Source organism: Gulosibacter molinativorax (assembly GCF_003010915.2).
In the GTDB taxonomy this organism is placed as follows: Bacteria; Actinomycetota; Actinomycetes; order Actinomycetales; family Microbacteriaceae; genus Gulosibacter; species Gulosibacter molinativorax.
In genome coordinates this window covers 72,262-94,859 of record NZ_CP028426.1, presented here as the reverse complement: position 1 = coordinate 94,859, position 22,598 = coordinate 72,262, and the positions used below count along the sequence as shown (strand labels likewise).

The window sequence follows — 22,598 nt, the reverse complement described above, 5'->3', positions numbered from 1 at the left end:
CCATCATGCTAACGCCGATGTCGGGGGCTGGCCTTACTGTTACGAGCAAGCACTCAGACACGGAAGGAGCCTCCCATGACAACCACGCTTCTCCCCCGCATCGCAGGCCTTCACTTCGAACGCCACGGGTTTCAGTTCAAGCAGCTCACCGAGGCGCGCTGGCGCATCACGAACGTCACCGGCGCCGTCGTCGGGTACCTCGAGCACCGTGATGGCTGCGCTGGCTCAGACGCGTGGGCGATCTCGCGGATGACCGCCGATCGCCGCGGTTTTGTGACGCTCGGGACGTTCGGGAGCGAGCACGAGGCCATTAGCGCATTGAAGTGGATGTAGGCCCGGTCTGTCGAGTCGCGTCGGCTCGGCTCGCGTCGGGCCGGTGCGGGCCTGTCTGGGATTGCGTGGAGCCTAGCGCCACCACGTATCCCACGGGGTCACCGGCAGCTCGCGCTTGTGCTGCGTGCGGCGGTAATACCCCTCGATCTTCGACGCGGCTTCGTCGCTGACGGTGTCGCCGGTAAGGTAGGTGTCGATTTCCTCGTAGGTGACGCCGAGCTCGACCTCGTCGGGTCGGCCGGGGACGCCATCGAGGAGGTCCGCAGTCGGCACCTTGAGGTAGAGCTGCTCGGGCGCGGCCAGCTCCTGCAGAATCTGTCGCCCCTGACCCTTATTAAGCCCAGCGAGGGGCGTGAGGTCGCACGCCCCATCACCGAACTTGGTATAGAAGCCCGTCACGGCCTCGGCGGCGTGATCCGTGCCAATCACCATCAGCCCGTGCTCCCCTGCGATCGCGTACTGCGCGACCATGCGCATCCGCGCCTTAACGTTGCCGCGGTTGTAGTCGCTGAACTCGATGTTGGTCCCAGCGTCGAGGCCGGTGACCGCCGGCTTGATGTCGACGGTGACGGACTCGTCGGGCTGAATGAACTGGAGCGCGAGTTGCGCATCCGCCTCGTCCTGCTGCACACCAAACGGGAGGCGTACCGCGAAAAAGCGGGCCTCGTAGCCTTCGGCGCGGAGTTCCTCGACCGCGAGCTGCGCGAGACGCCCGGCGAGGGTCGAGTCCTGGCCGCCGGAAACCCCGAGCACGAAGCCCTTCGCGTGAGCGTTACACAGGTAGTCCTTCATGAAGTCGACCCGCGAGCGAATCTCATCTGCCGGCGAGATTTCGGGCTTCACCCCGAGCGCTCGAATGATTTCTGCTTGCAGCTCAGTCATATGCCGATTCTGTCACGACTCGGTGCTATTCGTGCGGCCTAACAGCTCGCTGATCAGCCGGAATCCAGCTCGATCAATCGTCGCCGACCTCGCACTCACGATGGCGACGCCAACCCTTGCCGAGCGGTCAAGCACGATGATCGAGCCAAAGCCACCAGAACGACCGTTGTGCCAGGTGAGTTCCCGCCCGTCGTTCGTGAGCGTGAGCCATCCCGCCCCGATGCGGTTTCCCGCCCCGAAATCCTCGACTGGGTCGAGTGCGGCGAGCATCGGATGGTCGCCTGCGAGCAACCCGTGCATGAAGTTACCGAGATCTTCCACGGTCGCCCGAATGCCTCCCGCTGGCGCGAACCCTTCGCCGGTCCAAGGCGCTTGATTTTCGCGGGAGCCGCGTCGACCGAGTAATGCGGTCGAACGCAAATCATGGCGCGTGATCGGCGCGTATGCGCCCGACATCTGGAACGGCTCGAAAACTCGCTCACGAATCAGGTCGACGTACGGTATCCGAGCCGCGCTCGCCAATGCGTGACCGAGCAGCATGAAGCCGAAATTCGAGTACTTCGGTCGAGGCCGGCCCAGCTTGACAGTGCGGGCATGCTCGAGCAAGTCATCCACGCTGTCGCCGTAGGGGTTTCGGCCGTGCCGCCGCCACTCGCGGTCTCGCTTAAACGGCTTCATCGATTTCGGAAGCGAGGGCAGCCCGGACCGGTGCATGCTCAAAGACTTCAGTGTGACGTCGGCCACCGATGAGTTCGGCAGCGATAGTAGCTCGCCGAGCGTGGTGTGTTCGGTAATCTCGCCTTCGGACAGCGCAAGCGCGTAGAGGAGTCCGGTGATTCCTTTTGAGATTGACGCGAGCTCGAAGTCCGCCTCTAGGTCCGCGTTTTGTACCGAGACTTCGGCCTTCTCCGGCGTGATCAGCGACATGCCGAATACAGGATGCTTGGTGCCGAGGAGCTTCGCAGTGGTTTGGGCTAGGCCCGTGTGCGCGGACTCTGCCCCCTGGTTCGGGAGGTTCAAGTTGTTCGGCATGCTGCAAGGCTACGTTCTTCTCCTCGCATAATTTGAGAGTGAACGTCGCCTGATTTGCACGCGCTGAATCCCGCCCGGATGCGTCGACGGGCAGGATTCAGCGGTGAACGGAAGAGGTGGTGGTGTCGTTGTTCAGGCTACGGATACCTCCATTTCTCGATGGCGGCCGGTCGCCGCGCGACGCTGTTCGTACACGAACCACGCGATCGCGGCGACGATGCACACCGTGAACGCGATGCTCACCGGCACGGTGCCCATGCCAAGCCCGCCGGCGGAGATCGGCTGCGAAAGCAGATCGCCAAAGGATGCGCCGAGCGGCCTCGTCAGGACATACGCGGCCCAGAACGCGAACACGGCATTGAGCCGGAGCGCGAAGTGAGCAAACGCGATGAACAGGACCGCGCTGAGGAAGACGAGTGCCGAGAGCTCGTAGCCGAAGCCGAGGGCCTCGCCGAGCAGGTCGCCGCCCGAAGTGCCGAGCGCGAAGGTGACGAGAATGGCTGCCCAGTAGAACGCCTCACGCTTACGCGTGTTGATGGTGTGGATGCTGAGCGTGCGTTCCTGAGACCACCACGCGAAAAAGACAATGGCGAGGAGTGCTGCGAACACCGCCGTCGTGACGGTGAGGGGGACGCCCGCGAGGTCGACGAGCATATCGCTCACCAGGGTTCCGGCGACCGAGATAAGCAGTACGACAACCCAGTACTTCGCGGGCTCGTAGGACTTGGCGCGGAACTGCGCGATTAACGCAACGATGAGCAGCGCCGTCACCGCCGCGGAGGTGACGGGCAGGCCCCAGCCGAGTGTCCCGGAGAGGAGGTCAGCGCCCGTCTCACCGACGGTCGTGGACATCATCTTCACGAGCCAGAACAGCAGCGTGATCTCCGGCACCTTGTTCAGCATGACCTCGGCGGCCGATGCGGGCTGAGCCCCGTCCACGGCACCGTTCCCGACGGGGCTTCCCCCGAAGGGGAGGGTGAGGCCGCGAGCGGCCTCACCCTCAGAGCCTGAAGTCATTACTTCGCGGCTCCGGTGTCGTCGTTGGTCTCACCGTCGTTCGTGCCGTCTTCGACGCCCTGATCCTTACCGCCGTCGTCGTTGGTCTCGGTACCCGGGGCCTCGTTGGCCTCGTTGTCGTCGTTGGTCTCGGTGCCCGGGGCCTCGTTCGCCTCGTTGTCGTCGTTCGTTTCGGTACCGGGGGCCTCGTTGGGGTCGTTCGGGATGTCGGCGGTCGAGGTGCTGTCCACCGTCGTCACGGCTGCGGCCGGGGCTGCAGGGGCAGAACCGCTGTCCGCGGCGAGTGCAGGCCCAGCGACGAGTGCCGTCGCGCCCAGCGAGAGGAGGAGTGCTGCACCGGATGCGATGCCGAGCTTCTTGCGCTTTTCCATGGTGTGTTCCTTTCCGGTATCGCCCTGTGCGATTTCCGTGATCACCACGTTATGAAGCGGATCGTGACGACAAGATGACGCGGCCCTGGGAGCACATTCAGGATGCGGGTGTCACCGGAATCTCAATCGTCACCACAGTGCCGTGCCCCGGTTCGCTACGGAGGAACGCCCGGCCGCCATGGAGTTCGGCGACTCGCCGCACGATTGAAAGCCCGATGCCACGCCCGGGCGTGCTCCGCGCATTGTCGGCCCGCCAGAACCGATCGAAGGCTCGAGACGCCTGCACGGCGCTCATCCCCCGCCCGTGGTCGGAGACCGAGATCCGCACGACCTCGCCGTCTCGTTCCAGGAGCAGCTCGATCGGCTCCGACGCGGGTGAGAATTTGGCCGAGTTCTCGAGCAGGTTCCCGATTGCGCGCGAGAGCAACGGCAGGATGCCGACGAATCTGTCCGAGCCCTTCTGCCGCAGCCGCACGCGCGCACGCGTCTCGGGAGGGCAAGCGAGGAGCGCGCGCTCCCCGAGCTCGGCAAGATCGATCACCTCCCGCGCATCCTCGACGCCGTCTTCCCGCGCGAGGATCAGGAGATCCCTCGTGAGCCTGCCAAGCTCATCGAGCGCGCCCAGCGCCGCGGTAATTGACTCCTGATATTGCTCAGGACGGCGCGGCTGCAGGAGTGCGAGCTCAAGCTCGCCCTGTGCCACGGCGATCGGGGTCTGCAACTCATGCGACGCATCGTCGACAAACTGCTGCTGCGCCTCGAGGTTCGCGCGCACCGGCGCGAGCGTGTGCCGGGCGAGCAGATAGCTCAGCGGCGGCACGACCACCACGAACGCAATGAAGCAGACTACGAGCACGGTTCGCAGCGTCACATTGGCCTGGTTCAGCGCCTCCTCGGTCGTTTCCGGCAGCTCGAGGTCGAAGGCGAAGGATGCGTAGACCGCCACCCCGATCGCGAACACCGCGACGAGCCCGAGCATCAGGAGCGAATATTAGGCGGCCAGCTTCAGCGTCGCGCGGCGCAGGATCACGCTTCACCGCCAATCAGCCGGTAGCCGCGGCCGCGCACCGTCTCGATGACCTCGGGTTGCCCGGGCAGAGTGAGCTTCCCCGGAGGTGACGAATTGTGGACGCGACGACGTTGCTGTAGCCGTCGTAGTTCGCGTCCCAGGCGTGGTCGATGAACTCGGTCGCCGACACAATCCGGCCTGGGTTGCGCATGAGCAGTTCGAGCACCGCGAACTCACGAGCGGTGAGGTCGATCGCGTTGCCGTCTCGGGCCACCGTATGCGTCGCCGGATCGAGTTCGATGCCCGCGACGCTCAGCACCGGCGTGACCGCGAGCGGAGAGCGCCGCAGCAGCGCCCGAACGCGCGCGAGTAGTTCCGGGAGGTGGAAGGGCTTGGTGAGGTAGTCATCCGCGCCGGAGTCGAGGCCCGCGACTCGATGTCGCGGAGTGGACAGCGCGGTGAGCAGCAGGATGGGCACCGACGGGTTCGTCTCTCGCACCCGCCGGCACACCTCGACGCCGTTGATCGCGCCGGGCAGCATGATGTCGAGGATCAACAGGTCAACGGTTTCGGTCTCGGCCGCGAACAGCGCCGATTCGCCGTCCTCGTGCGCATCCACCGAATAGCCGCTCTCGCGCAGGGCCCGCTCGAGGAGCGAGCGGATGCGCTCATCATCTTCCGCGACTAGGACTCTCATTGCTCGCGGCTCATGGGCGAAATGCGTGGCGTCTGCCCACGCGTGGTCATTTGCATTGGCACAGAGTACGCCCGCCAAGTTGAACGTCGGCGAGTTCGCGCGCGAGACCCGACTGCGGTTTGCGGTGGTTAGTTCGCGAGGGTCTCCCGCGGCCGGCTCAGCGTGAGAATGGCGAGGGGCACGAGAACGAACATCGCGATCACCGACAGCGCCGAGAAGTTAGTCAGCGCGAGCAACGGTCCGGCCACGAATGCCGCCGTCGCCCCCAAGAGGTTAGACAGCGCATCCACCCCGCCCTGTGAGGATGCGCGAGTCTCGTCCGAGACGACCGTGCTGAAGAATGCCGAGCCGGCGACGTTCGCGAACGACCAGCCCACACCGAGCAGGAAGAGTGACGCGATGATCCAGCCGGTGTCGTCGGGCCACAGCGCGCCGAACACGAGCGACACGAGAAAGATTCCGATGCCGAAGGCGATGGTGATGCGATGCCCAGCCCGGTCGGCGAGGTAGCCGACGAGTGGTGCGAACGCGTACATGCCGAGGATGTGCAGGCTGATCGTAATCCCGACGAGCGTGATCGAGCCGCCCTGGTGCGCCATGTGCACCGGCGTCATCGTCATGACCGAAACCATGACGATCTGGGCCGTGAGGATGGCGATGACGGCGTAGCGAGCGTCGGCGTTCGTGCGCATTTCCGCGAAGATTAGCCGGATGCGGCCGCGCCGCTTCCCGGTTGGGGCGGATGCGTGGGGCTTCAGCTGCTGGAGCCGCAGCAGCGGGTCTGGGCGCAGCCAGACGAAGACGATCAGGCCCGCCGCTGCGAGGCAGACGGCCGCGATGAGGAACGCGCCCGCGTAGACGTTGAGCCCGACGAGGTTACCGACGACTTCGCCTGGAATGCCAAGGTTCGGGCCAAACACCGAGCCGATCGTCCCCACCCACACGATGAGAGCGAGCGCGCGCGCCTTGTGGTGTGGTTCCGCGAGGTCGGTTGCCGCGAAGCGAGCCTGCAGGCTGACCGCCGAGCCGGCTCCGATGAGCAGCAAGCCGATAAACAGCGGCACGATCAGGCTCAGCTGCGCTGCGAACACGAGAATCGTGCTACCCGCCGCGGCCAGCCACCAGCCGCTCGAGAGGGCGAACCGGCGGCCGAATTTCGCGGCGAGGTTGCCGAGCGGCAACCCCATGAGTGCGGCACCAAGCGTGCTCGCCGTGCGGGCGAGCCCAGCCCACGCCTCGTTTTCCGTAACTTCCCCAGCGAGAAGCACGCCTATCGACGGCGCGATGCCCACACCAATCGTGCCGACAATCTGCATGATAATGAGGACGGTCATCGTCCGACGCTGCACACGCTGCACACGCTGCGTCTCCAGCGCGACGGCATACCGTTCCAACGAACGTTTCGCGTGAGTTTTGCCGGGTTTAGTTGACTGAGTCATGCAATACCGACCACCTCACCGCATTTTTGATGGTAAAAGCGCCCCCGACAGGATTCGAACCTGTGACCGACGGATTAGAAGGCCGTTGCTCTATCCACTGAGCTACGGAGGCATGCCACAAGGATATAGGAGCATCTGAGCCCTGCGAACGCAACGTTAGACCGGCACATCCTGCGTTGCCATCATCGAGATCATGACTAGGAGCAGCGCGAGCCCGCCGAAGATCGTGCCGAAGGTCGCGGGCACCACGCGGGCGCGACGGCCGCGCTCCGCTCGCCAGATATCGAGACAGCCCAGGATGATCGCAATCACCCCAAGCGGGATAGTCACGTAGTCGCCGACGACCGGAATGAACGAGCACACGAGGGCCGCGAGTCCAAGTACCAGCGCGAATTTCGCGGGCCACGGCATCCCATGGCGGCGGGGCGGCTCTCCCATTCCGGTGTGTCTTTCTCTCCTGGTCGGGAGTGGCGCCGACCCTGCCGGAAATTCTGGCAGATGCCGCCTCAATGTGTCTGCGTGTCGCTGGGGTTACTACGATTGAGCCCATGACTACTGCACAGGACCGCCTTGTTTGGATCGACTGCGAGATGACCGGTCTCGAGGTGGACGTGGATGAGATCTGCGAAATCGCGGTCTTCGTGACCGACTTCGAACTGAACCTGCTCGACGACAAGGGCCTCGATGTCGTGATCAAGCCCTCGCAGTCAGCGCTCGACAACATGAACGAGTTCGTGACCAACATGCACACGACCTCGGGCCTTATCAACGAGTTCGAATCCGGGGTGACAATGGCCGAGGCCGAAGAACAGGTGCTCACCTACATCAAGCAGTTCGTGCCGGCCGAGCGCACGGCACCGCTCGCCGGCAACACGATCGGCACCGACCGGATGTTCATCAACCGCCAGATGCCCGGGCTCGACGCCTACCTGCACTACCGCAACATCGATGTGTCGACGTTCAAGGAGCTCTCGCGCCGCTGGTACCCACGCATCTACTTCAACGCCCCCGAGAAGAACGGCGGACACCGCGCCACCGCCGACATTCTCGAGTCGATCCGCGAGCTGCGCTACTACCGCGAAGCGATGTGCGTGCCGCAGCCAGGACCGGACTCCAAGTCGCTCAAGACGATGTCGACAAGCGTCGTCGAGGCGTTTTCGCCTTACCTTCAGAAATGATGTAAGATCTCATGGTTGGCTGCCGCGAGGCGGTCGACATGGTGGGTATAGCTCAGCTGGTAGAGCGCTTGGTTGTGGTCCAGGAGGTCGCGGGTTCAAGCCCCGTTACTCACCCCAAACAGAAGTCCCCAACGTCCGCATAATTGCAAGGATGCTGGGGACTTGCTCGTTCGTCTGGGCACGGTCGTGCCCACAATTTACCCACCGTGGGCACGTTTTGGGCACGCTTTCCTATTCGCGGTTTGACTCTCGCGGCGCAGGCGGGTCAATCTCCGCAAGGAACTCCAGCACGGCATCCGTGAATGCGTCGTGGGCCTCCAGCTGTCCCCAATGCCCCGTGTCGGGGACGAGGACGAGCCGTGCATCCGGAATCGCGCCAGCGGCGTACCGTGAATCGTCCGGGGAAACCATCGGATCCTCCGCACCATGGAATAGCATTGTCGGCACCTTAATTTCGTGCATCCGTCCGCGCAGATTATTAGTGAGTCGCGTGCGACCTAGCGTGGCTTGGTTATACCTGCCATAGGCGATGCCTGCGCGTGGCGCCCGAGCCTCCTTCACGAACTCCCTCTTCACCTCGTCGGGCAACCGACTCGCATCCTTGACAAACGCCTTGATCGCGCTGCCGCTATAACGATTCGCAACTCGAGTCATCGGCAGCAGGAGCCAATCGGGGATCTGGGCGCCGAGCCAAGCCAAGCGATGGGTGAATGGATCGCCAACCCGCTCCGCGAGACCGCCCGGCGAAACGAGCACCAGCCCGGCCACGAATTCAGGATGCTGGAGCACCACATTGAGCGCGACATCGCCGCCCATGGAAACACCCACGACAACGGCACGGTCGACCCCCATCGTGTTCATCACGCGCACCACGAAATCAGCCATCTCGACAGGACCGTGCAGCGGCGCTATCGCGCGGCTACCGCCAAAACCTGGCAGGTCCGCCGCGTAAAGGCGCCTTGCTGAGCCAAGTGACTCGAAGCTGCGATACCAAGAGATCCCCGCGTGGTCATACCCACCACCGTGAATCATGACCAACGGAACGCCAGGACCAGCGGCTTGACCACCTTTCAAGACACGAACCGGCCCTTCGGGCAGCAGAATCTGTCGCTCTACGGCGCCAGCCGGAGTGATGTACGGCATCGTCGATTCTCCATGGTGAGAGCCTCGTCTTGGCGGCTCCCGGTGATCGTTGCTTTCGACGCTATCCCGGATGCAGCAGCCACACAACCACGTTCCTTCCCCGCGGAAGCTCCGGCTCGCGCCCTCGCTCCAAGCTGATTCAGTACGAGTCGAAGGATGCGCTCAGGAGTCCGAACCGAAAAACGACGGTAGTTCTTCGAGCCAAGCCAACGCGGCACGTTCGTAGCCGATTCCGAGCGCGAGTGTGGCCAGACGAGCCCCTCCCCCGTCCGCACGCTCGTCAGCAAGTTCCTGCCACATCGCTTCATATTCGTTCAGTCGCTCGGTGTGCCGCCGCCGCTGCTCGGCGATGCGCTCAGCGAATTGCTCCGCCGGCATGTCGTCGGCAAATGCGACGGTCAAGAGGAAAGGAATTCGGACGCTCTCATCACCCGGCGCGCGCTTCACCCAGTCAAGATATGCCTCGCGCCCCTGGTCAGTAATGCGGTATCTCCGGCGCCCGCGACCCTCCACCGGTAGCGGCTCCGCATGCCCATCTGCTTCCAACTTGGCAAGTTCGCGATAGACCTGACTGTGCTGAATGGTCCAAAAGTTTCCAACCCTGGTCTTGGCTTCTTCGACGAGATCCCATCCCGACTTTGGACCTTCCGCGAGCATCCCGAGCAGCGCCCCCGCAGTCGCACTTACCGATGAAGGCCTCGACACAGGTCCCCTTTCGTTGACGTGCTCAATATCATGGCACGTCAACGGCGAGGGCATGGGCATCGGAGCGGGCTCGCTTCGATGCGGGGATGCGCTGGCGATCGAGCCACCAGGCAACAACCGCGAACAGGACATGCGCGGCCAACGTTGACAGTGCTACAAGTGTGACAGTCGCCGGCGCCGTCGAGGTTGCGACATAGATATTGAACGCGGCCACTGCGACCACGAAGGTGGGCATACCGAATCGTCCAAGCGCATTCACCGGACGCGTCGCGCGAATGTAGAAGGCGAGTCCAACCAACAGCAGCACAGACTCCACGACGATCGACACCACCAACGGCATACCCAGGCCGACTTCCACGCTGTGATCGATCACCGGGATGCCGTCGGGATGCGCCAAGACATCAAGCAGCCAATGGCTCACAACCACGAGTGCAACGAGGACCGCGGCCATCAAGCGTTGCCGCCGTCGACGCAATGCAAGGGTAATGAGTAGCGCCATCACCGCGGCAAGAACGGTCGCGCCAGGGAGGCTATGACTCCATGGCGCGTAAGTCGTCTCGACGGCTTCAGCGCCCGTGGCTTCGGCGTGAATACGGATTCGCTCTAACCCTGTCAGCAGCAGGACCGAGTTCGCGATGTCCATGGCTTGGGTTGCGATGAAGAGTCCGCCGAGCGGCAGATCGCCCCGAACGGCTTTGGCTGCGAGCGCAACGCCGTAATGACCGGCAAACATGGTCTAGGTCACCTCCACTGACGCGCTGGCGTGCGGCCGACGATGGGCGATGAATCCGAATACCAGCGCCGTAGCGGCTGAGAGGACGTGTACTGAAACGAAAATGAGGTGCCACATTGCTAGCCCCGAATCGTTGACGAGCAGGTGCCACCATTCTCGCACCTGATACAGTTACATGTCAACATCACATGTCACTGTGACTGGACGCGACAGCGGTACTGCGCTCAACGCTGCTTGTCACGACCAACGAGCCCGGCCCGATGCACCAACACCGCTGCCTGCATCCGGTCACGCACCCCGAGTTTGAACAGCACCTGCGCGACATGTGTCTTGACGGTCGTCTCGGCGAGGTGCAGATGGGCCGCGACCTCCGCGTTCGAGCGGCCCTCGGCCAGCGAGAGCAAGACGTCGCGCTCGCGGTCGGTCAGCAGCTCGTAGCCGGGCGGCGGCTCGGGCTCCGCAGGCCGGTCAATGAAATTCTCGACAAGCCGCTCAAGCACGCGCGGACTCAGTGGCGTCTCCCCCACTGCGCAATCCCTCACCGCCCGAAGCAGCGCCTGCGGTTCCGTGGTCTTCAGCAGGAACCCCGCCGCGCCCGCACGCAATCCCTCCGCGACATACTCGTCCAGATCGAACATCGTCAGAATCAGGATGCGCAGGTCGGGAAACCTCGTGACGAGCTCGCGGGTCGCGGTGATTCCATCCCCGCCCGGCATTTCGACGTCCATGAGGACGACATCCGGTTGCAGCTCAGTCGCACGGTACACACCCTCCGGCCCACTCGCGGCCTCACCGACGACCTCGAACTCCGGATCGATGTCGAGCACCGTCGCGAGCCCCGCCCGCAGCAGAGCGTTGTCGTCGACGATGACGATGCGGATGCTCATGCCGCGCTCCTCTCCAACGGCACGATGGCCTCGAGTTGGAATCCTTCGACCGTACCCGGCCCGGCAGTGAAGGCCCCGCCCGCCAGCTCAACTCGCTCGCGCAGGCCCACCAGGCCGAAACCGTGCGGATGCGGCGCGTCCCGCGGCCGCCCACCATTCGCCACAGAAATACGAAGATTCTCGGGCTCGCGCGAAATCGACACCGTCGCGGACGCCGTTTCCGCGTGGCGAAGAACGTTCGTGAGTCCCTCCAGGATGACTCTGAGCACAAGCGGCTGCAGCTTCTCCGGCACCGCATCCCCGCGATAGGTCACCTCGAGTCCAGCCTTACGAAACCGGTCGATGAGAGCGTGAAGCCGTTCGGATTCGCTCAGACCTGCGCCAGCCTCGGCTGCCGACGACGCTTCAACACTCGCACTGGCACCGCCACGGGGGCGGTTCAACTCGGCTAGCGACTCGACCGCGGTCTCATGCGCGACCGCGAGCGCCGCGCGCGACCGTTCAGGATGCTCCGGCAAAGATACCTCGGCGGCGCCGGCTTGCATTGCAATCACGCCCACGGCATGCGAAACGGTGTCGTGCAACTCCCGCGCGAATCCGCCCCGCTCAGTGGAGATCGCCTGCTCGATCTGCGGCCGCAATGCCTCCGAGCGCTTCCGCTCAGACCGCCGCGCCGACTCAACTCTGACTCGAGACCAGCGCACGACGAATCCCACCATGGCGCCGACGGCAATGGTCAGCAGATTTATTGGCACGTTGAGCGGCTCGACCAGCCACGTCGCGATTCCGATCGCGAGGGCGAACGCAACTAGCGTGCCGAGGGCAACCCAGATGCGCGCCCGGGCCGCGACGCCATAGGCCAGCAGACCGAAGTTCGCGAACACCCAGAGACCGCCGACGACTGGGGCACCGAGGAGCGCAGCACCGAGCCAGACAACTCCCGACGCAATGGCGCCGGCCTCGGGTGCCTTGCGCCACATGAGTGTTGTCGACGACGCGAGCGCCGTACTGGCTGCCGACCAGGCGCCAGCGTAGAAGGCAGAGCCAAAGTAGGGCGCGCCCTCGGCGAGCGCCATCACCACGACGATGACCGTGACAATGGCATCCGCATAGCGCGGTGCCCAGCCGCGATGCCGAGCCTCGGTCGACCCACTCGCTGGGGACTGTTCGGCAGATCGAAGGAGGCCCAGCTGCCGACGCAGCTCCGCAGTTGCCTCACGGCTCGCGCGATGCACGCTCCTCGCGACGGCTCCAAGGTCCGACGCGGAATCCCGCTGGTGTTCCGCGGAAGTCGCCGCAATCTCGGCCAGCGTGGCGCGTAGCTGCCGGTCCGTTTCCTCGGCGAGCCGCCGTCGTTCATCCGCCACCGACCGCTCGATCATCGCGTGGTCATCGAGCGCGAGTATCTCTCGTGCGGCGCGTCGCGCATCCCTTGACCGTTTCAGGGCTCGAGCAATGATCACGCCCAGCACCCAAACGAGGGTGGCAACGACCGCCACGAACACACCGTTCAGCGCGCTTCCCGATTCTGCGGCGCCCAAGAAATACCCGCCAACGACCATCGCCACAAGCAGTGCGGCAGCAGCGATGCGGCGGGCATTCATACCCTCAGAATGACACGCGGAACAGACATCGACCTCATCAAAAAGAACGACCCTGATTCCTCCGCGCCGCAGGCAAACTCGGTGCTGTTCGAGCGAGGTGGCGGACGCCTTCACGTTCCTACTCTGGCCTCACGCAGCCCGACCACGGGCTCATGACACGGAGGTCATCATCGTGCGATTGTCCAAGTCTCATTTCGTCGCCCTCGTTGCGAACCTCGCGCTCGGAGCCATCGCCATCACCGATGCGATCGTTCAAGGCACGACCGGCGATTCCATTATTCCGGGGAGCGCTCCTGACCCGTTGACCGGAGGTCTCGCGAGCGCGTCACTCGCGATGGCCCTCGTGCACGGGATCGCGTACGTCACGATCATCGTGGTGCTCGTCAACGAACGCTCACGATTCGCCGAAACGAACGTCTTCGCACGCATCATGCGGATCGCACTCATCGTCACGAGCGCCGCGATGGCACTCGCGTTCCTCGTGGCCGAACCGTTGTCGATCTTCGCCCGAATCCCGAAACAATCGGGGTTCCTCCTCGAATTCTCGAATTGGGTGACGACGCCCGCGTTCCTTGGCACATTCGTGTTCGCGGCTGCACTCGGTTTCGCGCTCATTCGCCGCAATCCGCTCGGGGTGGGCAGCCGGGTGCTCTTGGGCGTGGTGCCTGCGCTGCTGTTACTGATTGTCGTCGGGATTGCTGCCCCGCGCTGGGCACACCCGGGACTCGTGGAGGTGGTTACCGGCGTCGGGCTCGCGCTCGTCGGCGTGATGCCAACCAGCGCATCCACAACCGCGAAGCCCCAGCCCAAAGTCGCTACCCAAACCGGTTAATAAGCCCCGCGAGCCGAATATGCATCTGGAAGCTCGCCTGCATCCGCTGATGCGCGTGGTAATTCAAGATGACGTGCGTTCGCTGCTTCGGATAGTAGAACATGTGCGTCGCGGTGTACCCGAGGCCCCCGGAGGGCGTCGGGTACCCGCGCATGAGTGGCCAGAACTCGCCGAAGCGCAGCGACACCATGCCGTTGCCGTAGTAGATCCCCCGACGAAGCTGCGATTTTCCTTCAGCGAATAGCTGCAACCACTTCGTATCGCATAGCCGTCCACCGTGGAGTTCACGCTGAAAGCGGACGAGGTCGTTCGCGGTCGAGACCACGCCAACGCCATTTGCCAGGATGATGTTTGGCACCAGGGCCCGGCTGTCGTCTTGACCCGGTGTGATCGCGCGCCGCGACGCGCTGAGCCAGAACGGCGCCAGGTTCGGCAGCAGCCGCTTAAGCGTCGCATCATCAGGCACGAGCCAGTCAGCGGTGTCACGCATGTGCGCTGGCTCTAGGATGCGCTCCCGCAGGACCTCGCCAAATGGCTTACCTCTGGCCTCCTCAATGATCCGGATCAGCAGAAAATATGCGGTGTCGCTGTAGAGAAACTTCTCGCCTGGCCGACCAATCGACGGGAGCCCCTCTGCCTGCTGCAAGAATTCCGCGAGCGTCCAGACGTGTGCCGGATGTGCGACAAGGTTCTCAATCGAACTCGGCCTGTCATAGCCGTCCGGCGGCAGCACTACATCGGGCAGGCCGGATGTGTGCGAAAGCAGGTGCCGAACGGTCACGTCGCGCGCGTTGTCGATTCTCTTCGCCGCCGGCAGCGGCTGCAAGTCGGCCGCAAGCACCAGACCACCGATCGGCGCATCGAGCGCGAACGAGTCCTCATCGAGGAGCTGCGCGATCAGCACCGCGATCATGACCTTGTCGATGCTCGCGATAAAGAAGGGCTGGTCGGGATCTCCCGTGACCAAGTCGACGCTCGGCCCCGAAACCAGCGCTACGGGGACGACGGGAAACCTCTTGCTCGTTGTGGCTTCGATGGACTTGGCGATTCGTCGAGTTGCGGTGTGAGCATCCATGATGACCTTCCAGACAGAGTCCGCGTTATATCTCTTAGACCTATCTAATAGTACCATTACAAATTCGCCAGAACTAGACTCAGCAACATGGCCCACGTCATCCTCGGACTCCTCATGCTTTGGCCGCAGAGCCTGTACGAGCTCACGAAAAGCTTCGAAGCGGGAGTCTCGCTGTTCTACAGCGCCAGTACCGGCAGCATCAAGCGCGCACTCGACCAGTTGCTCACCAGTGGCCACATCGAGGCCGAGGCATCCACCGGCCCTCGCGGTAAGAAGGTGTACTCGATCACCGAGAGCGGGCGCGACGAGTTTCACGCGTGGATGCTCGAGGAGATCACCGGGAACAACTACGAGGTGGGTGCACTGTCGCGCTCCTACTTCCTAGGACTCCTGGACCCAAGCGATCGACCGACGGTCGCGCGCAATATCGAGCGCCGCATCCGCGAGGATCACGACAATCTCGCGAAGGCCGAGGTGGAGATCTCCGCACTGGAGGTGCCCGAGCAGTACGCGGACGTCGCGAAATACCAGATGGCAACACTGCAATACGGCCTCGCCACGACCCGGACGGCGCTGGCCTGGGTGGAGCAACACCTCCCCCCGGAAGAGTAAAGCACAGCTGACTTCATGTATGGATTTCTTTACATAACGTCAAATATGCTTTACCTTTGAGGTATTGGTAATCCGACCTCAGGAGACGTCATGTCCGCCCAAGTCGCCACACGCACCCCTCACGCCCTATCACGCGTCAACCGCGACGCGCTCACCTCTGGCTACGGCCTACTCGTGCTCGCGATCGCTGCGCCGATCGCCAATTTCGCGCTCATTCCCGCCGGTGCATTCACGGCAGCCGCGGCGGTCTTCGTGCTCGTCGCGATTCTCGACATCGTCGTTGCGGTGACACTCCCCCGGATCCTCGACCCCGCCAGCAGCCGGCTCGCCCAGGTCACAGCCGGCCTGCGCGTCCTGTACGCCGCCGGGCTCGCACTCGCCACCGTGCCGCTATTTCTCGGCGACGTCGCGCTCTTCAACACGATCTGGAGCATCGCGCTTGTCGTGTTCGGGATGCACCTGCTCGCGGTGTGCGCGCTCGGCCTGGCAAGGCGCACGGTCCCGATCTGGATCATCTCGCTCGTCGGCCTCGCGGGTCTGGGCTACCTCGTCGATTCGGCCGTCCTGCCGTTCTTCGACGCGGAATTCGAGCTTTCGAGCGTCACGTTCATCGGCGAGGTCGTTCTCATGATTTGGTTGATCCTTTACCCCCGACTTCACCGAAAGGCCCCCGCTTGAGCTACCAAGAGAAAAACGCCTGGTTTTACGGCAGCACCGCGATCGTCGTGTATCTCGTCTACGTGATCGTCGTGCTCAGCCTTGCCGGCGGGGCGCCGCTCGAGCAGACCGCCTACCAACTTCCGCTGCTCGGCTCGATTGGCGCGGCCGTGGTCATCGGCATCATTGGTGGAATTACGCTCGGCGCGTTCTCGGGTAAAGGCGACACGCACACGGATGTTCGCGACCGTGAGATCTCGCGCCTCGGCGACATGATCGGCCAGTCGCTCGTGATCGCGGGCGCGATCCTCGCCCTCATCTTCGCGATGATCGAGCTGCCCCACTTTTGGATCGCGAACGTGATCTACCTCGCCTTCGTGCTGTACGCGGTCGTGTCGTCGGTCATCCGCATCATCACCTACCGTCGTTCGGCCGCGGAATGACCGAGAAGACTCGAGTCACGAACACCATCCGGGCCCTACGGTTCGCGAATGACGAGATGACGCAGGCCGAGCTGGCACGCCGCATCGGTGTGACCCGGCAGACCATCAATGCGATCGAGGGCGGGAAATACTCGCCCTCGCTCGAGATGGCTTTCCAGATCGCCGAGGTCTTCGGAAAACCAATCGACGCGGTATTTCACTACCGCGTCGATCAGGAGTTGGGGTCGAGCTCGAGCTAGGCCTCCTTGGCCTCAGCCGCCTCGCGCTCATCCTCCTCGTCGTCACCAAAAGAGAAATCCTTGCCCTTCGTGATGCGCGCCATGATCGCGGCGATCGCGCCGTCACCCGTGACGTTGGTCGCGGTACCGAAGGAGTCGATCGCGATGTAGCTGGCGATCATGAGGCCGACCGCCACGTCGTCAAAGCCGAGCATCGACTGCAGCACGCCGACCGCGGCCATGATTGCGCCGCCGGGCACGCCGGGAGCCGCGATCATCACGACGCCGAGCATGAACACGAAGCCGACGAGCGTCCACAGGTCGAGGCCCTGGCCCGTGATGATCATGATGGCCATCGCGAAGCTCGTGATCTTCAGCGTCGAGCCGGCGAGGTGAATCGTCGCGCAGAGCGGAACGACGAAGGATGCGATTGGTCCCGGAACGCCGTTTCGGAGCGTCGATTCGAGCGTCACCGGAATCGTCGCCGCGGACGAGCTCGTCCCGAGCGCCGTCATATACGCCGGCATCATGTTCCAGAGCATCTTGAACGGGTTCTTCTTCATCGCCCAGCCGGCCACGAGGTACTGCACCACCAGCACGACCACCGTGAGCACAAACACCACGACGATGACGCCCGCGAACGTCCCGACAACCGTCCAAATCTGGCCGTTCATCGTGAGGCCGAGGAACATCCCGAAGATATAGATCGGGAGGAGCGGGATGATGACCTTTTCGATGATCCGCACGATGATCGTGCGGAACTCGACGCTCGCCTTCTGTAGCGTGCCACGACGGATGAACGTGAGTCCGATACCCAGACAGAATGACAGCACGAGCGCCGTCATGACGCCGAACACCGGATCGATCTCGATCGAGAAGTACGGCGCGAGCGCGCTGTCTTCGGGGTTATCGAGCGGCCCGACGCTTACGCCCGACAACATCCTCGGCAACACGAACCAACACACCGTGAGCGCGAGGAAGCCCGCGAAGATCGTCGAGGTGTAGGCGATCAAGGCGGTGATGCCGACCCACTTCCCCGCGCCCCGGCCGAGTTCGCCAATCGCTGGGGTCACGAGTCCAACAATGATCAACGGGATGAGGAATCCGAGGAACTGCGAGAAGAGGCCGTTGAACGTCGTGAAGATGCGCGCGATCCACTCGGGGACGAACAGTCCGAAGATCACGGCCAGGACAATCGCGATGAAGATGCGCAACAGCAGCCCGACCTTGGGTTTCTTCTTCGGCTCCTTCTTCAGCTCGAAGGAAACATTTTCGCTTGTCATGGAGAAAGTGTAACGACCATAGAATTGTCTGATGGCCGTCCCCAAGATTCTGTTGTATTACGTGTTCACCCCGCTCGCTGACCCCGACGCGATCCGCCTCTGGCAGCGAGACCTGTGTGAGTGGCTCGGCCTGCGCGGGCGCATCATCATCTCGAAGGACGGTATCAACGGCACGGTTGGCGGCGATATTGACGCGTGCAAGCAGTATTACCGCCGCCTGCGCGAATACCCTGCCTTCAAGGACGTCGACATGAAGTGGTCGGAGGGTACCGGGCTGGATGCGCATGGCCAGTCGATCGATTTCCCAAAGCTCAGCGTGAAGGTGCGCGACGAGATCGTGTCGTTCGGCGCGCCGCAGGAGTTGCGCGTGGACGCGCACGGCGTCGTTGGCGGTGGCACACACCTCAAGCCGGACGAGCTCCACGAGCTCCTCGCCGAGAAGCCGGATGCGGTGTTCTTCGACGGTCGCAATGCGATCGAGGCAGAGGTTGGCCGGTTCAAGGGCGCGATCGTGCCGAATACCGACACCACGCACGACTTCATCTCCGAAATCGAGTCGGGCAAGTACGACGACCTCAAGGACAAGCCCATCGTCACGTACTGCACCGGCGGCGTACGCTGCGAGGTGCTCTCGGCGCTCATGATCGAACGCGGCTTCCGCGAGGTGTACCAGCTCGACGGGGGCATCGTGCGCTACGGCGAGCGCTTCGGCAATGACGGCCTGTGGGAGGGCTCGCTCACCGTGTTCGATGGGCGCGAGCACATCGACTTCGCGCCGAGCCCCAAGGTGCTCGGGCGCTGCCACCAGTGCGGCGACCCAACCGCCCGACTGCAGAACTGTGGCGACCCCTCCTGCCGCGAGCGCCTCGTGACCTGCGAAGGATGCGCCGGGGAGCGCATCCGCTGCGATGCGCACGCAACTGCCGCATAGCCGCAGAGGGTAAGTGCCGCAGAGGGCGAAAAATTCCGCTTGGACCAGGCAATCGTTTAGGTACCGTTCCCCGAAATTTCGGGATACGATCCCCGCAACTCGGTACCGTAAAGCAGGTAACCGAGGTGGCAAAACCTAGTCGGTGGAACCATTTCCCCCTCATTTCGGCTCTCGAGTGGAGCCCTGGTCCAGAACGGTTCAAACTTCCCATGGTTTCCGTCCCTGCGCGCGCGCCGTACGCTGCCTCAGCCAAGTCCCCATACCCGAGTTTCGATCATCGTCCGCCGTCGCGGGCCAGCGTCGCGATCGCCGCGGCCGCACCCGTGATCTCGCTGCTGCTGTTCCTGTGGTTTCTCATCCACACGCTGCTCTCCCTCCCCACGCTTACGGGCGCCGGAATCGCGTGGCTCGTGGTGAGTCTGCTCGCGGCGAGTGCCCTGGCATACTCATCCGGCATGTATCTCCTCGGCCGAGCCGGGGCGCTAGTCCGTCTGCGAAATCACCGTCGCCTCACTCGCGCCGAACTTGACGTGACCTTCCTGGACGACGACTCCACGATGACCGTCCTCGTGCCCTCCTACGCTGAGGAGCCGCGGGTGGTTAACGCGACGCTCTGGTCCGCCGCGCTGCAGGAATTCCCTTCACTGCGTGTCGTGCTGCTGATCGACGACAAGCCCCACCCGACCGACCCCGCGGTGCTCGCAAAACTCGACGAAACCAGGGCGCTTCCCGGCCAGATCGCCGCAGAGCTGGCCGAGCCTCACCGCCAGGCCCGGCTGGCGCTGAACGACTTCGCGTGCGCCCGCGGCGACGACGTGTGCGCGGCGGATCTGCAGGCCCTAGCCTCCGCCTACGATGCTGCCGCCGAATGGCTTACCCAGTTCGCCGCGCGTTGGTCGTTGACCGACCATTCGGATGCGTTCCTCGTCGACCAGGTCTTCCTCGGCCTCGCCACGGAGTTCACCGAACTGGCCGACGGATTCCGCGCGCAGGCTTCCGCGAATGACCTACCGAACCGGGACATGCTCCAGGCATCCTATCTTCGTCTCGTGCGGATTTTTTCGTGCAAGCTCGACACGTTCGAGCGCAAGCGCTATGTCTCGCTCTCTCAAGAAGCGAATAAGGCGATGAACCTCAACTCGTATCTGTCACTCATGGGTCACGCGTGGCAAGTAACCACCACCCACGACGGTGACGTTTTGGTCGCGACGACCGATCCGACCGCCGCGGACTTCATCATTCCGGATGCTGACTACGTGCTGACGCTTGACGCCGACTCGCTGCTCGTGCGCGACTACTGCACCCGGCTCGTTCACGAGCTGCAGCGACCGGGGAACGAACGCGTTGCCGTGATCCAGACGCCGTACTGCTCGTTCCCCGGGGCGCCGACCCGCGTTGAGCGTGTGGCCGGCGCGACCACCGATCTGCAGCACCTACACCACCTGGGTAAGACACACTTCAACGCCACCTTTTGGGTTGGTGCGAATGCGATCATCCGGCGCGAGGCGCTCACCGATATCGAGGAGATCAACCTCGATCGTGGGTTCAAGGTCCACACCTATATCCAGGACCGCACGGTGATCGAGGACACCGAGTCCAGCATGGACCTCGCCGCGCGAGGCTGGAGCCTGATCAATTACCCCGAGCGCCTGAGCTACAGCGCCACCCCGCCCGACTTCGGATCGTTGGTCGTGCAGCGACGACGATGGGCAAACGGGGGTCTGATCATCCTGCCGAAGATTGTTGATGTGATTCGCGGTCGGCTCGCGGACCGCGAGCGGATCGGCCTCGGCGAAGTGGCACTCCGGCTGGATTACCTCGGCTCCATCGCGTGGACGAGCATCGCAGTACCCATCATTCTGCTCCTGCCGATCCTCGGCACACCGCTCAGCCCATTCCTCTTTCTCATCTCGGTGCCGTTCATCATCGCGCAGGCCGCCGACCTGCGTCGGGTCGGCCACCGGCTGATCGACGTCGTCTGGGTGCAATCGCTCAACCTCGTCTTGCTACCGGTCAATCTCGCCGGCGTTCTCAAGTCGATCCAGCAGGGCATCACCCGTAGAAAGATTCCATTCGCGCGGACGCCGAAGATTGCCGATCGCGTCGCCGCCCCGGGCCTATTCGTCATACTGCCCTACCTCATCGCGCTCGGGCTCGCGGCGGCCTCGGCGACGTCGATCATGCTCGGCAACGTCCTGGGGAGCGTGTTCGCGGCACTGACTGCCTTGCTCGCGCTCGTCGGTTCGGTCGTGTTTATCGGTGTGCACGAGGGCTACCAAGACATCGTCGCGGGCCTCAAACTTAGCGCCAGCGCGCGTGCCCGGGTGAAGAACTCTGCGCTGGAAAGCCCGGCGCTGAAAGACCCAACCGAGCCGATTGCGCTTCCTGCGGTTAGTTCCGGGTATTAGCTCACGCCCCAGCAATTATTCTTCCTTCGTCGGGACGAGCTTGAGCCCGATGACGGCCGCGATGATGCCCACGAGGAACACGATCTTGAGCGCCGAAACCGGCTCGCTTCCGGTGAGCATCGCGTACGTCACCGTCAAGGCGGCGCCGATTCCCGTCCATACCGCGTATGCCGTCCCCATCGGAATCGACTTTGCCGCCCAGCCGAGGCCGAGCATACTGAGCGTCAGCGCGACGAGAAAGACGATCGTCGGCCAGGGCTTCGTGAACCCTTCGGACATTCCGAGCGCGGTTGCCCAGACGGCTTCGAACACCGCACTCACTATCAACACGAACCACGCCATCTAGCTCACCGCCTTCAGGCCAGCAACGCATCCGATCAGCAACACGAGGAGCGACACGCGCGCCACGGATACTTTCTCGGCACCGGTCACCATCGCCCAGACCACGGTGAGCGTCGCGCCGATGCCGACCCAGACGGCGTATGCCGTGCCGGTCGGCAAATCAGTCATCGCGTACGCGAGCCCGACCATGCTCAGCACCATCGACACGAGAAACAGGATGGTCGGCCCGCGCTTCTTGAAGCCATCCGAGGCACCGAGCGCGCTCGCCCAGACTGCCTCGAGCATCCCGCTTAGAATCAAAATAAGCCACGACAAAACTGTCAACCCTTTCGAGTCAGTCTTGTCGTGTGCGGGTACTGCTCCCTCGTCCGCAAGCTCTCGAGCCGAGCTTCACGCGGTACCTTAGCACCATGGATCTGGCGATGGACGAGTTCGAGAAATTGGTGGTTGAGGAACTCGACCTGCTCCCCGACGAAGTTGTCGAAGGGCTCGAGAACCTCGTGTTCGTCGTCGAGGACCGTCCCGACGATGGTTCGCTCGACCTGCTCGGCATCTACGAGGGTCACGACCTCTTCGATCGCGCCAACTACGGCTACGGTCAGCTCCCCGACCGCATCGTGCTGTTTCGCGAGCCCCTACTCGCGATCAGCGAATCCGTCGAGATACTTCGCCACGAGATCCATGTCACGCTCGTCCACGAAATTGCCCACTATTACGGTATTGACGATGCGCACCTCCACGAGTTGGGTTGGGCGTAGCGACCGATT

At 63.4% G+C, this 22,598-nt stretch carries 27 protein-coding genes, 2 tRNA genes and 1 riboswitch; of the genes, 11 read left to right on the top strand and 18 right to left on the bottom strand.

Annotation, left to right across the window (positions count from 1 at the left end):
* Nucleotides 1-75: 75 nt before the first annotated feature.
* On the top strand, nucleotides 76-333 hold the full coding sequence (locus GMOLON4_RS00460) for a hypothetical protein (protein ID WP_026937148.1): 258 nt from the start codon (nucleotides 76-78) through the stop codon (nucleotides 331-333).
* A 72-nt stretch (nucleotides 334-405) separates the two neighbouring features.
* Here GMOLON4_RS00460 and nadE read toward each other — a convergent pair whose 3' ends face one another.
* The 9 genes from nadE to GMOLON4_RS00415 form a co-directional block, all read right to left on the bottom strand.
* Complete coding sequence (gene nadE, locus GMOLON4_RS00455) at nucleotides 406-1,215, bottom strand: ammonia-dependent NAD(+) synthetase (RefSeq protein WP_026937149.1); 810 nt, start codon at nucleotides 1,213-1,215, stop codon at nucleotides 406-408.
* 12 nt (nucleotides 1,216-1,227) lie between these two features.
* A complete protein-coding gene (locus tag GMOLON4_RS00450) occupies nucleotides 1,228-2,247 on the bottom strand; it encodes a serine hydrolase domain-containing protein (protein WP_084147544.1) in 1,020 nt (339 codons plus the stop codon).
* A gap of 132 nt (nucleotides 2,248-2,379) precedes the next feature.
* The gene (locus GMOLON4_RS00445; RefSeq protein ID WP_211222695.1) at nucleotides 2,380-3,264 is read right to left on the bottom strand and encodes a COG4705 family protein; all 885 of its coding nucleotides are present in this window, start codon (nucleotides 3,262-3,264) and stop codon (nucleotides 2,380-2,382) included.
* Nucleotides 3,264-3,635 carry a hypothetical protein gene (locus GMOLON4_RS00440; protein WP_146137452.1) on the bottom strand — a complete coding sequence of 124 codons (372 nt, stop codon included), beginning with the start codon at nucleotides 3,633-3,635 and terminating at the stop codon, nucleotides 3,264-3,266. The genes GMOLON4_RS00445 and GMOLON4_RS00440 overlap by 1 nt, the downstream gene beginning before the upstream one ends.
* A 97-nt stretch (nucleotides 3,636-3,732) precedes the next feature.
* On the bottom strand, nucleotides 3,733-4,614 hold the full coding sequence (locus GMOLON4_RS00435) for a sensor histidine kinase (protein ID WP_026937152.1): 882 nt from the start codon (nucleotides 4,612-4,614) through the stop codon (nucleotides 3,733-3,735).
* Between the two features lie 64 nt (nucleotides 4,615-4,678).
* Nucleotides 4,679-5,341: a response regulator transcription factor gene (locus GMOLON4_RS00430; protein ID WP_265576762.1), complete on the bottom strand. Its 663-nt coding sequence runs from the start codon at nucleotides 5,339-5,341 to the stop codon at nucleotides 4,679-4,681.
* 128 nt (nucleotides 5,342-5,469) lie between these two features.
* Nucleotides 5,470-6,675: an MFS transporter gene (locus GMOLON4_RS00425; protein ID WP_051266972.1), complete on the bottom strand. Its 1,206-nt coding sequence runs from the start codon at nucleotides 6,673-6,675 to the stop codon at nucleotides 5,470-5,472.
* Between the two features lie 144 nt (nucleotides 6,676-6,819).
* Nucleotides 6,820-6,892 (bottom strand) — tRNA-Arg (locus GMOLON4_RS00420).
* Between the two features lie 44 nt (nucleotides 6,893-6,936).
* Nucleotides 6,937-7,218: a hypothetical protein gene (locus GMOLON4_RS00415; RefSeq protein ID WP_146137451.1), complete on the bottom strand. Its 282-nt coding sequence runs from the start codon at nucleotides 7,216-7,218 to the stop codon at nucleotides 6,937-6,939.
* A 110-nt stretch (nucleotides 7,219-7,328) separates the two neighbouring features.
* Between GMOLON4_RS00415 and orn the strand changes: the two genes are divergently transcribed.
* Together orn and GMOLON4_RS00405 are read left to right on the top strand one after the other, a co-directional pair.
* On the top strand, nucleotides 7,329-7,958 hold the full coding sequence (gene orn, locus GMOLON4_RS00410) for an oligoribonuclease (protein WP_026937155.1): 630 nt from the start codon (nucleotides 7,329-7,331) through the stop codon (nucleotides 7,956-7,958).
* Between the two features lie 41 nt (nucleotides 7,959-7,999).
* Nucleotides 8,000-8,075, top strand: a tRNA-His gene (locus tag GMOLON4_RS00405).
* Between the two features lie 114 nt (nucleotides 8,076-8,189).
* Here the strand turns inward: GMOLON4_RS00405 and GMOLON4_RS00400 are convergent.
* The 5 genes from GMOLON4_RS00400 to GMOLON4_RS00380 form a co-directional block, all read right to left on the bottom strand.
* A complete protein-coding gene (locus GMOLON4_RS00400) occupies nucleotides 8,190-9,101 on the bottom strand; it encodes an alpha/beta fold hydrolase (RefSeq protein WP_051266955.1) in 912 nt (303 codons plus the stop codon).
* Between the two features lie 162 nt (nucleotides 9,102-9,263).
* Nucleotides 9,264-9,806, bottom strand: coding sequence for a PadR family transcriptional regulator (locus tag GMOLON4_RS00395; RefSeq protein ID WP_035732969.1), 543 nt, complete (start codon nucleotides 9,804-9,806; stop codon nucleotides 9,264-9,266).
* A 28-nt stretch (nucleotides 9,807-9,834) separates the two neighbouring features.
* Nucleotides 9,835-10,539: a hypothetical protein gene (locus GMOLON4_RS00390; RefSeq protein ID WP_026937156.1), complete on the bottom strand. Its 705-nt coding sequence runs from the start codon at nucleotides 10,537-10,539 to the stop codon at nucleotides 9,835-9,837.
* 224 nt (nucleotides 10,540-10,763) lie between these two features.
* Entirely contained in the window at nucleotides 10,764-11,426 is a 663-nt protein-coding gene (locus tag GMOLON4_RS00385; RefSeq protein ID WP_026937157.1) for a response regulator, read from the bottom strand.
* Entirely contained in the window at nucleotides 11,423-13,030 is a 1,608-nt protein-coding gene (locus GMOLON4_RS00380; protein ID WP_026937158.1) for a sensor histidine kinase, read from the bottom strand. Before GMOLON4_RS00380 ends, GMOLON4_RS00385 begins: the two co-directional genes overlap by 4 nt.
* Before the next feature lie 178 nt (nucleotides 13,031-13,208).
* Between GMOLON4_RS00380 and GMOLON4_RS00375 the strand changes: the two genes are divergently transcribed.
* Nucleotides 13,209-13,862: a hypothetical protein gene (locus GMOLON4_RS00375; protein WP_146137449.1), complete on the top strand. Its 654-nt coding sequence runs from the start codon at nucleotides 13,209-13,211 to the stop codon at nucleotides 13,860-13,862.
* Here GMOLON4_RS00375 and GMOLON4_RS00370 read toward each other — a convergent pair.
* A complete protein-coding gene (locus GMOLON4_RS00370; protein ID WP_051266957.1) occupies nucleotides 13,846-14,937 on the bottom strand; it encodes a serine hydrolase domain-containing protein in 1,092 nt (363 codons plus the stop codon). The two genes, GMOLON4_RS00375 and GMOLON4_RS00370, sit on opposite strands and share 17 nt — an antisense overlap.
* An 87-nt stretch (nucleotides 14,938-15,024) precedes the next feature.
* Between GMOLON4_RS00370 and GMOLON4_RS00365 the strand changes: the two genes are divergently transcribed.
* From GMOLON4_RS00365 to GMOLON4_RS00350, 4 genes are all read left to right on the top strand, one after another.
* The gene (locus GMOLON4_RS00365; protein WP_026937160.1) at nucleotides 15,025-15,549 is read left to right on the top strand and encodes a PadR family transcriptional regulator; all 525 of its coding nucleotides are present in this window, start codon (nucleotides 15,025-15,027) and stop codon (nucleotides 15,547-15,549) included.
* Nucleotides 15,550-15,639: 90 nt separating this feature from the next.
* Nucleotides 15,640-16,227 carry a DUF4386 family protein gene (locus tag GMOLON4_RS00360; protein ID WP_026937161.1) on the top strand — a complete coding sequence of 196 codons (588 nt, stop codon included), beginning with the start codon at nucleotides 15,640-15,642 and terminating at the stop codon, nucleotides 16,225-16,227.
* Nucleotides 16,224-16,649, top strand: coding sequence for a hypothetical protein (locus GMOLON4_RS00355; RefSeq protein ID WP_026937162.1), 426 nt, complete (start codon nucleotides 16,224-16,226; stop codon nucleotides 16,647-16,649). Before GMOLON4_RS00360 ends, GMOLON4_RS00355 begins: the two co-directional genes overlap by 4 nt.
* Nucleotides 16,646-16,888 carry a helix-turn-helix transcriptional regulator gene (locus GMOLON4_RS00350; RefSeq protein WP_026937163.1) on the top strand — a complete coding sequence of 81 codons (243 nt, stop codon included), beginning with the start codon at nucleotides 16,646-16,648 and terminating at the stop codon, nucleotides 16,886-16,888. Before GMOLON4_RS00355 ends, GMOLON4_RS00350 begins: the two co-directional genes overlap by 4 nt.
* Here the strand turns inward: GMOLON4_RS00350 and GMOLON4_RS00345 are convergent.
* On the bottom strand, nucleotides 16,885-18,150 hold the full coding sequence (locus tag GMOLON4_RS00345) for a dicarboxylate/amino acid:cation symporter (protein ID WP_051266959.1): 1,266 nt from the start codon (nucleotides 18,148-18,150) through the stop codon (nucleotides 16,885-16,887). The genes GMOLON4_RS00350 and GMOLON4_RS00345 overlap by 4 nt on opposite strands.
* Before the next feature lie 31 nt (nucleotides 18,151-18,181).
* Between GMOLON4_RS00345 and trhO the strand changes: the two genes are divergently transcribed.
* Nucleotides 18,182-19,081 carry an oxygen-dependent tRNA uridine(34) hydroxylase TrhO gene (gene trhO / locus GMOLON4_RS00340; protein WP_026937165.1) on the top strand — a complete coding sequence of 300 codons (900 nt, stop codon included), beginning with the start codon at nucleotides 18,182-18,184 and terminating at the stop codon, nucleotides 19,079-19,081.
* A gap of 209 nt (nucleotides 19,082-19,290) precedes the next feature.
* On the top strand, nucleotides 19,291-21,489 hold the full coding sequence (locus GMOLON4_RS00335) for a glycosyltransferase family 2 protein (protein WP_051266961.1): 2,199 nt from the start codon (nucleotides 19,291-19,293) through the stop codon (nucleotides 21,487-21,489).
* 15 nt (nucleotides 21,490-21,504) lie between these two features.
* Here GMOLON4_RS00335 and GMOLON4_RS00330 read toward each other — a convergent pair whose 3' ends face one another.
* Nucleotides 21,505-21,831, bottom strand: coding sequence for a DMT family transporter (locus tag GMOLON4_RS00330; RefSeq protein WP_026937166.1), 327 nt, complete (start codon nucleotides 21,829-21,831; stop codon nucleotides 21,505-21,507).
* On the bottom strand, nucleotides 21,832-22,146 hold the full coding sequence (locus GMOLON4_RS00325) for a DMT family transporter (protein ID WP_026937167.1): 315 nt from the start codon (nucleotides 22,144-22,146) through the stop codon (nucleotides 21,832-21,834). It abuts the gene before it with no gap.
* Between the two features lie 13 nt (nucleotides 22,147-22,159).
* A riboswitch (guanidine-III (ykkC-III) riboswitch) is annotated at nucleotides 22,160-22,225 on the bottom strand.
* A gap of 16 nt (nucleotides 22,226-22,241) precedes the next feature.
* Between GMOLON4_RS00325 and GMOLON4_RS00320 the strand changes: the two genes are divergently transcribed.
* Nucleotides 22,242-22,589, top strand: a complete 348-nt coding sequence (locus GMOLON4_RS00320; RefSeq protein ID WP_026937168.1) for a metallopeptidase family protein — start codon at nucleotides 22,242-22,244, stop codon at nucleotides 22,587-22,589.
* The last annotated feature ends 9 nt before the right edge of the window (nucleotides 22,590-22,598 follow it).

Excerpts from the sequence above, each read along its gene's own strand:
- GMOLON4_RS00460 (WP_026937148.1), top strand. The coding sequence starts at position 76 with ATGACAACCACGCTTCTCCCCCGCATCGCAGGCCTTCACTTCGAACGC.
- nadE (WP_026937149.1), bottom strand. The coding sequence starts at position 1,215 with ATGACTGAGCTGCAAGCAGAAATCATTCGAGCGCTCGGGGTGAAGCCC.
- GMOLON4_RS00450 (WP_084147544.1), bottom strand. The coding sequence starts at position 2,247 with ATGCCGAACAACTTGAACCTCCCGAACCAGGGGGCAGAGTCCGCGCAC.
- GMOLON4_RS00445 (WP_211222695.1), bottom strand. The coding sequence starts at position 3,264 with ATGACTTCAGGCTCTGAGGGTGAGGCCGCTCGCGGCCTCACCCTCCCC.
- GMOLON4_RS00440 (WP_146137452.1), bottom strand. The coding sequence starts at position 3,635 with ATGGAAAAGCGCAAGAAGCTCGGCATCGCATCCGGTGCAGCACTCCTC.
- GMOLON4_RS00435 (WP_026937152.1), bottom strand. The coding sequence starts at position 4,614 with ATGCTCGGGCTCGTCGCGGTGTTCGCGATCGGGGTGGCGGTCTACGCA.
- GMOLON4_RS00430 (WP_265576762.1), bottom strand. The coding sequence starts at position 5,341 with ATGAGAGTCCTAGTCGCGGAAGATGATGAGCGCATCCGCTCGCTCCTC.
- GMOLON4_RS00425 (WP_051266972.1), bottom strand. The coding sequence starts at position 6,675 with ATGACCGTCCTCATTATCATGCAGATTGTCGGCACGATTGGTGTGGGC.
- GMOLON4_RS00415 (WP_146137451.1), bottom strand. The coding sequence starts at position 7,218 with ATGGGAGAGCCGCCCCGCCGCCATGGGATGCCGTGGCCCGCGAAATTC.
- orn (WP_026937155.1), top strand. The coding sequence starts at position 7,329 with ATGACTACTGCACAGGACCGCCTTGTTTGGATCGACTGCGAGATGACC.
- GMOLON4_RS00400 (WP_051266955.1), bottom strand. The coding sequence starts at position 9,101 with ATGCCGTACATCACTCCGGCTGGCGCCGTAGAGCGACAGATTCTGCTG.
- GMOLON4_RS00390 (WP_026937156.1), bottom strand. The coding sequence starts at position 10,539 with ATGTTTGCCGGTCATTACGGCGTTGCGCTCGCAGCCAAAGCCGTTCGG.
- GMOLON4_RS00385 (WP_026937157.1), bottom strand. The coding sequence starts at position 11,426 with ATGAGCATCCGCATCGTCATCGTCGACGACAACGCTCTGCTGCGGGCG.
- GMOLON4_RS00380 (WP_026937158.1), bottom strand. The coding sequence starts at position 13,030 with ATGAATGCCCGCCGCATCGCTGCTGCCGCACTGCTTGTGGCGATGGTC.
- GMOLON4_RS00370 (WP_051266957.1), bottom strand. The coding sequence starts at position 14,937 with ATGGATGCTCACACCGCAACTCGACGAATCGCCAAGTCCATCGAAGCC.
- GMOLON4_RS00365 (WP_026937160.1), top strand. The coding sequence starts at position 15,025 with ATGGCCCACGTCATCCTCGGACTCCTCATGCTTTGGCCGCAGAGCCTG.
- GMOLON4_RS00360 (WP_026937161.1), top strand. The coding sequence starts at position 15,640 with ATGTCCGCCCAAGTCGCCACACGCACCCCTCACGCCCTATCACGCGTC.
- GMOLON4_RS00350 (WP_026937163.1), top strand. The coding sequence starts at position 16,646 with ATGACCGAGAAGACTCGAGTCACGAACACCATCCGGGCCCTACGGTTC.
- GMOLON4_RS00345 (WP_051266959.1), bottom strand. The coding sequence starts at position 18,150 with ATGACAAGCGAAAATGTTTCCTTCGAGCTGAAGAAGGAGCCGAAGAAG.
- trhO (WP_026937165.1), top strand. The coding sequence starts at position 18,182 with ATGGCCGTCCCCAAGATTCTGTTGTATTACGTGTTCACCCCGCTCGCT.
- GMOLON4_RS00335 (WP_051266961.1), top strand. The coding sequence starts at position 19,291 with ATGGTTTCCGTCCCTGCGCGCGCGCCGTACGCTGCCTCAGCCAAGTCC.
- GMOLON4_RS00330 (WP_026937166.1), bottom strand. The coding sequence starts at position 21,831 with ATGGCGTGGTTCGTGTTGATAGTGAGTGCGGTGTTCGAAGCCGTCTGG.
- GMOLON4_RS00320 (WP_026937168.1), top strand. The coding sequence starts at position 22,242 with ATGGATCTGGCGATGGACGAGTTCGAGAAATTGGTGGTTGAGGAACTC.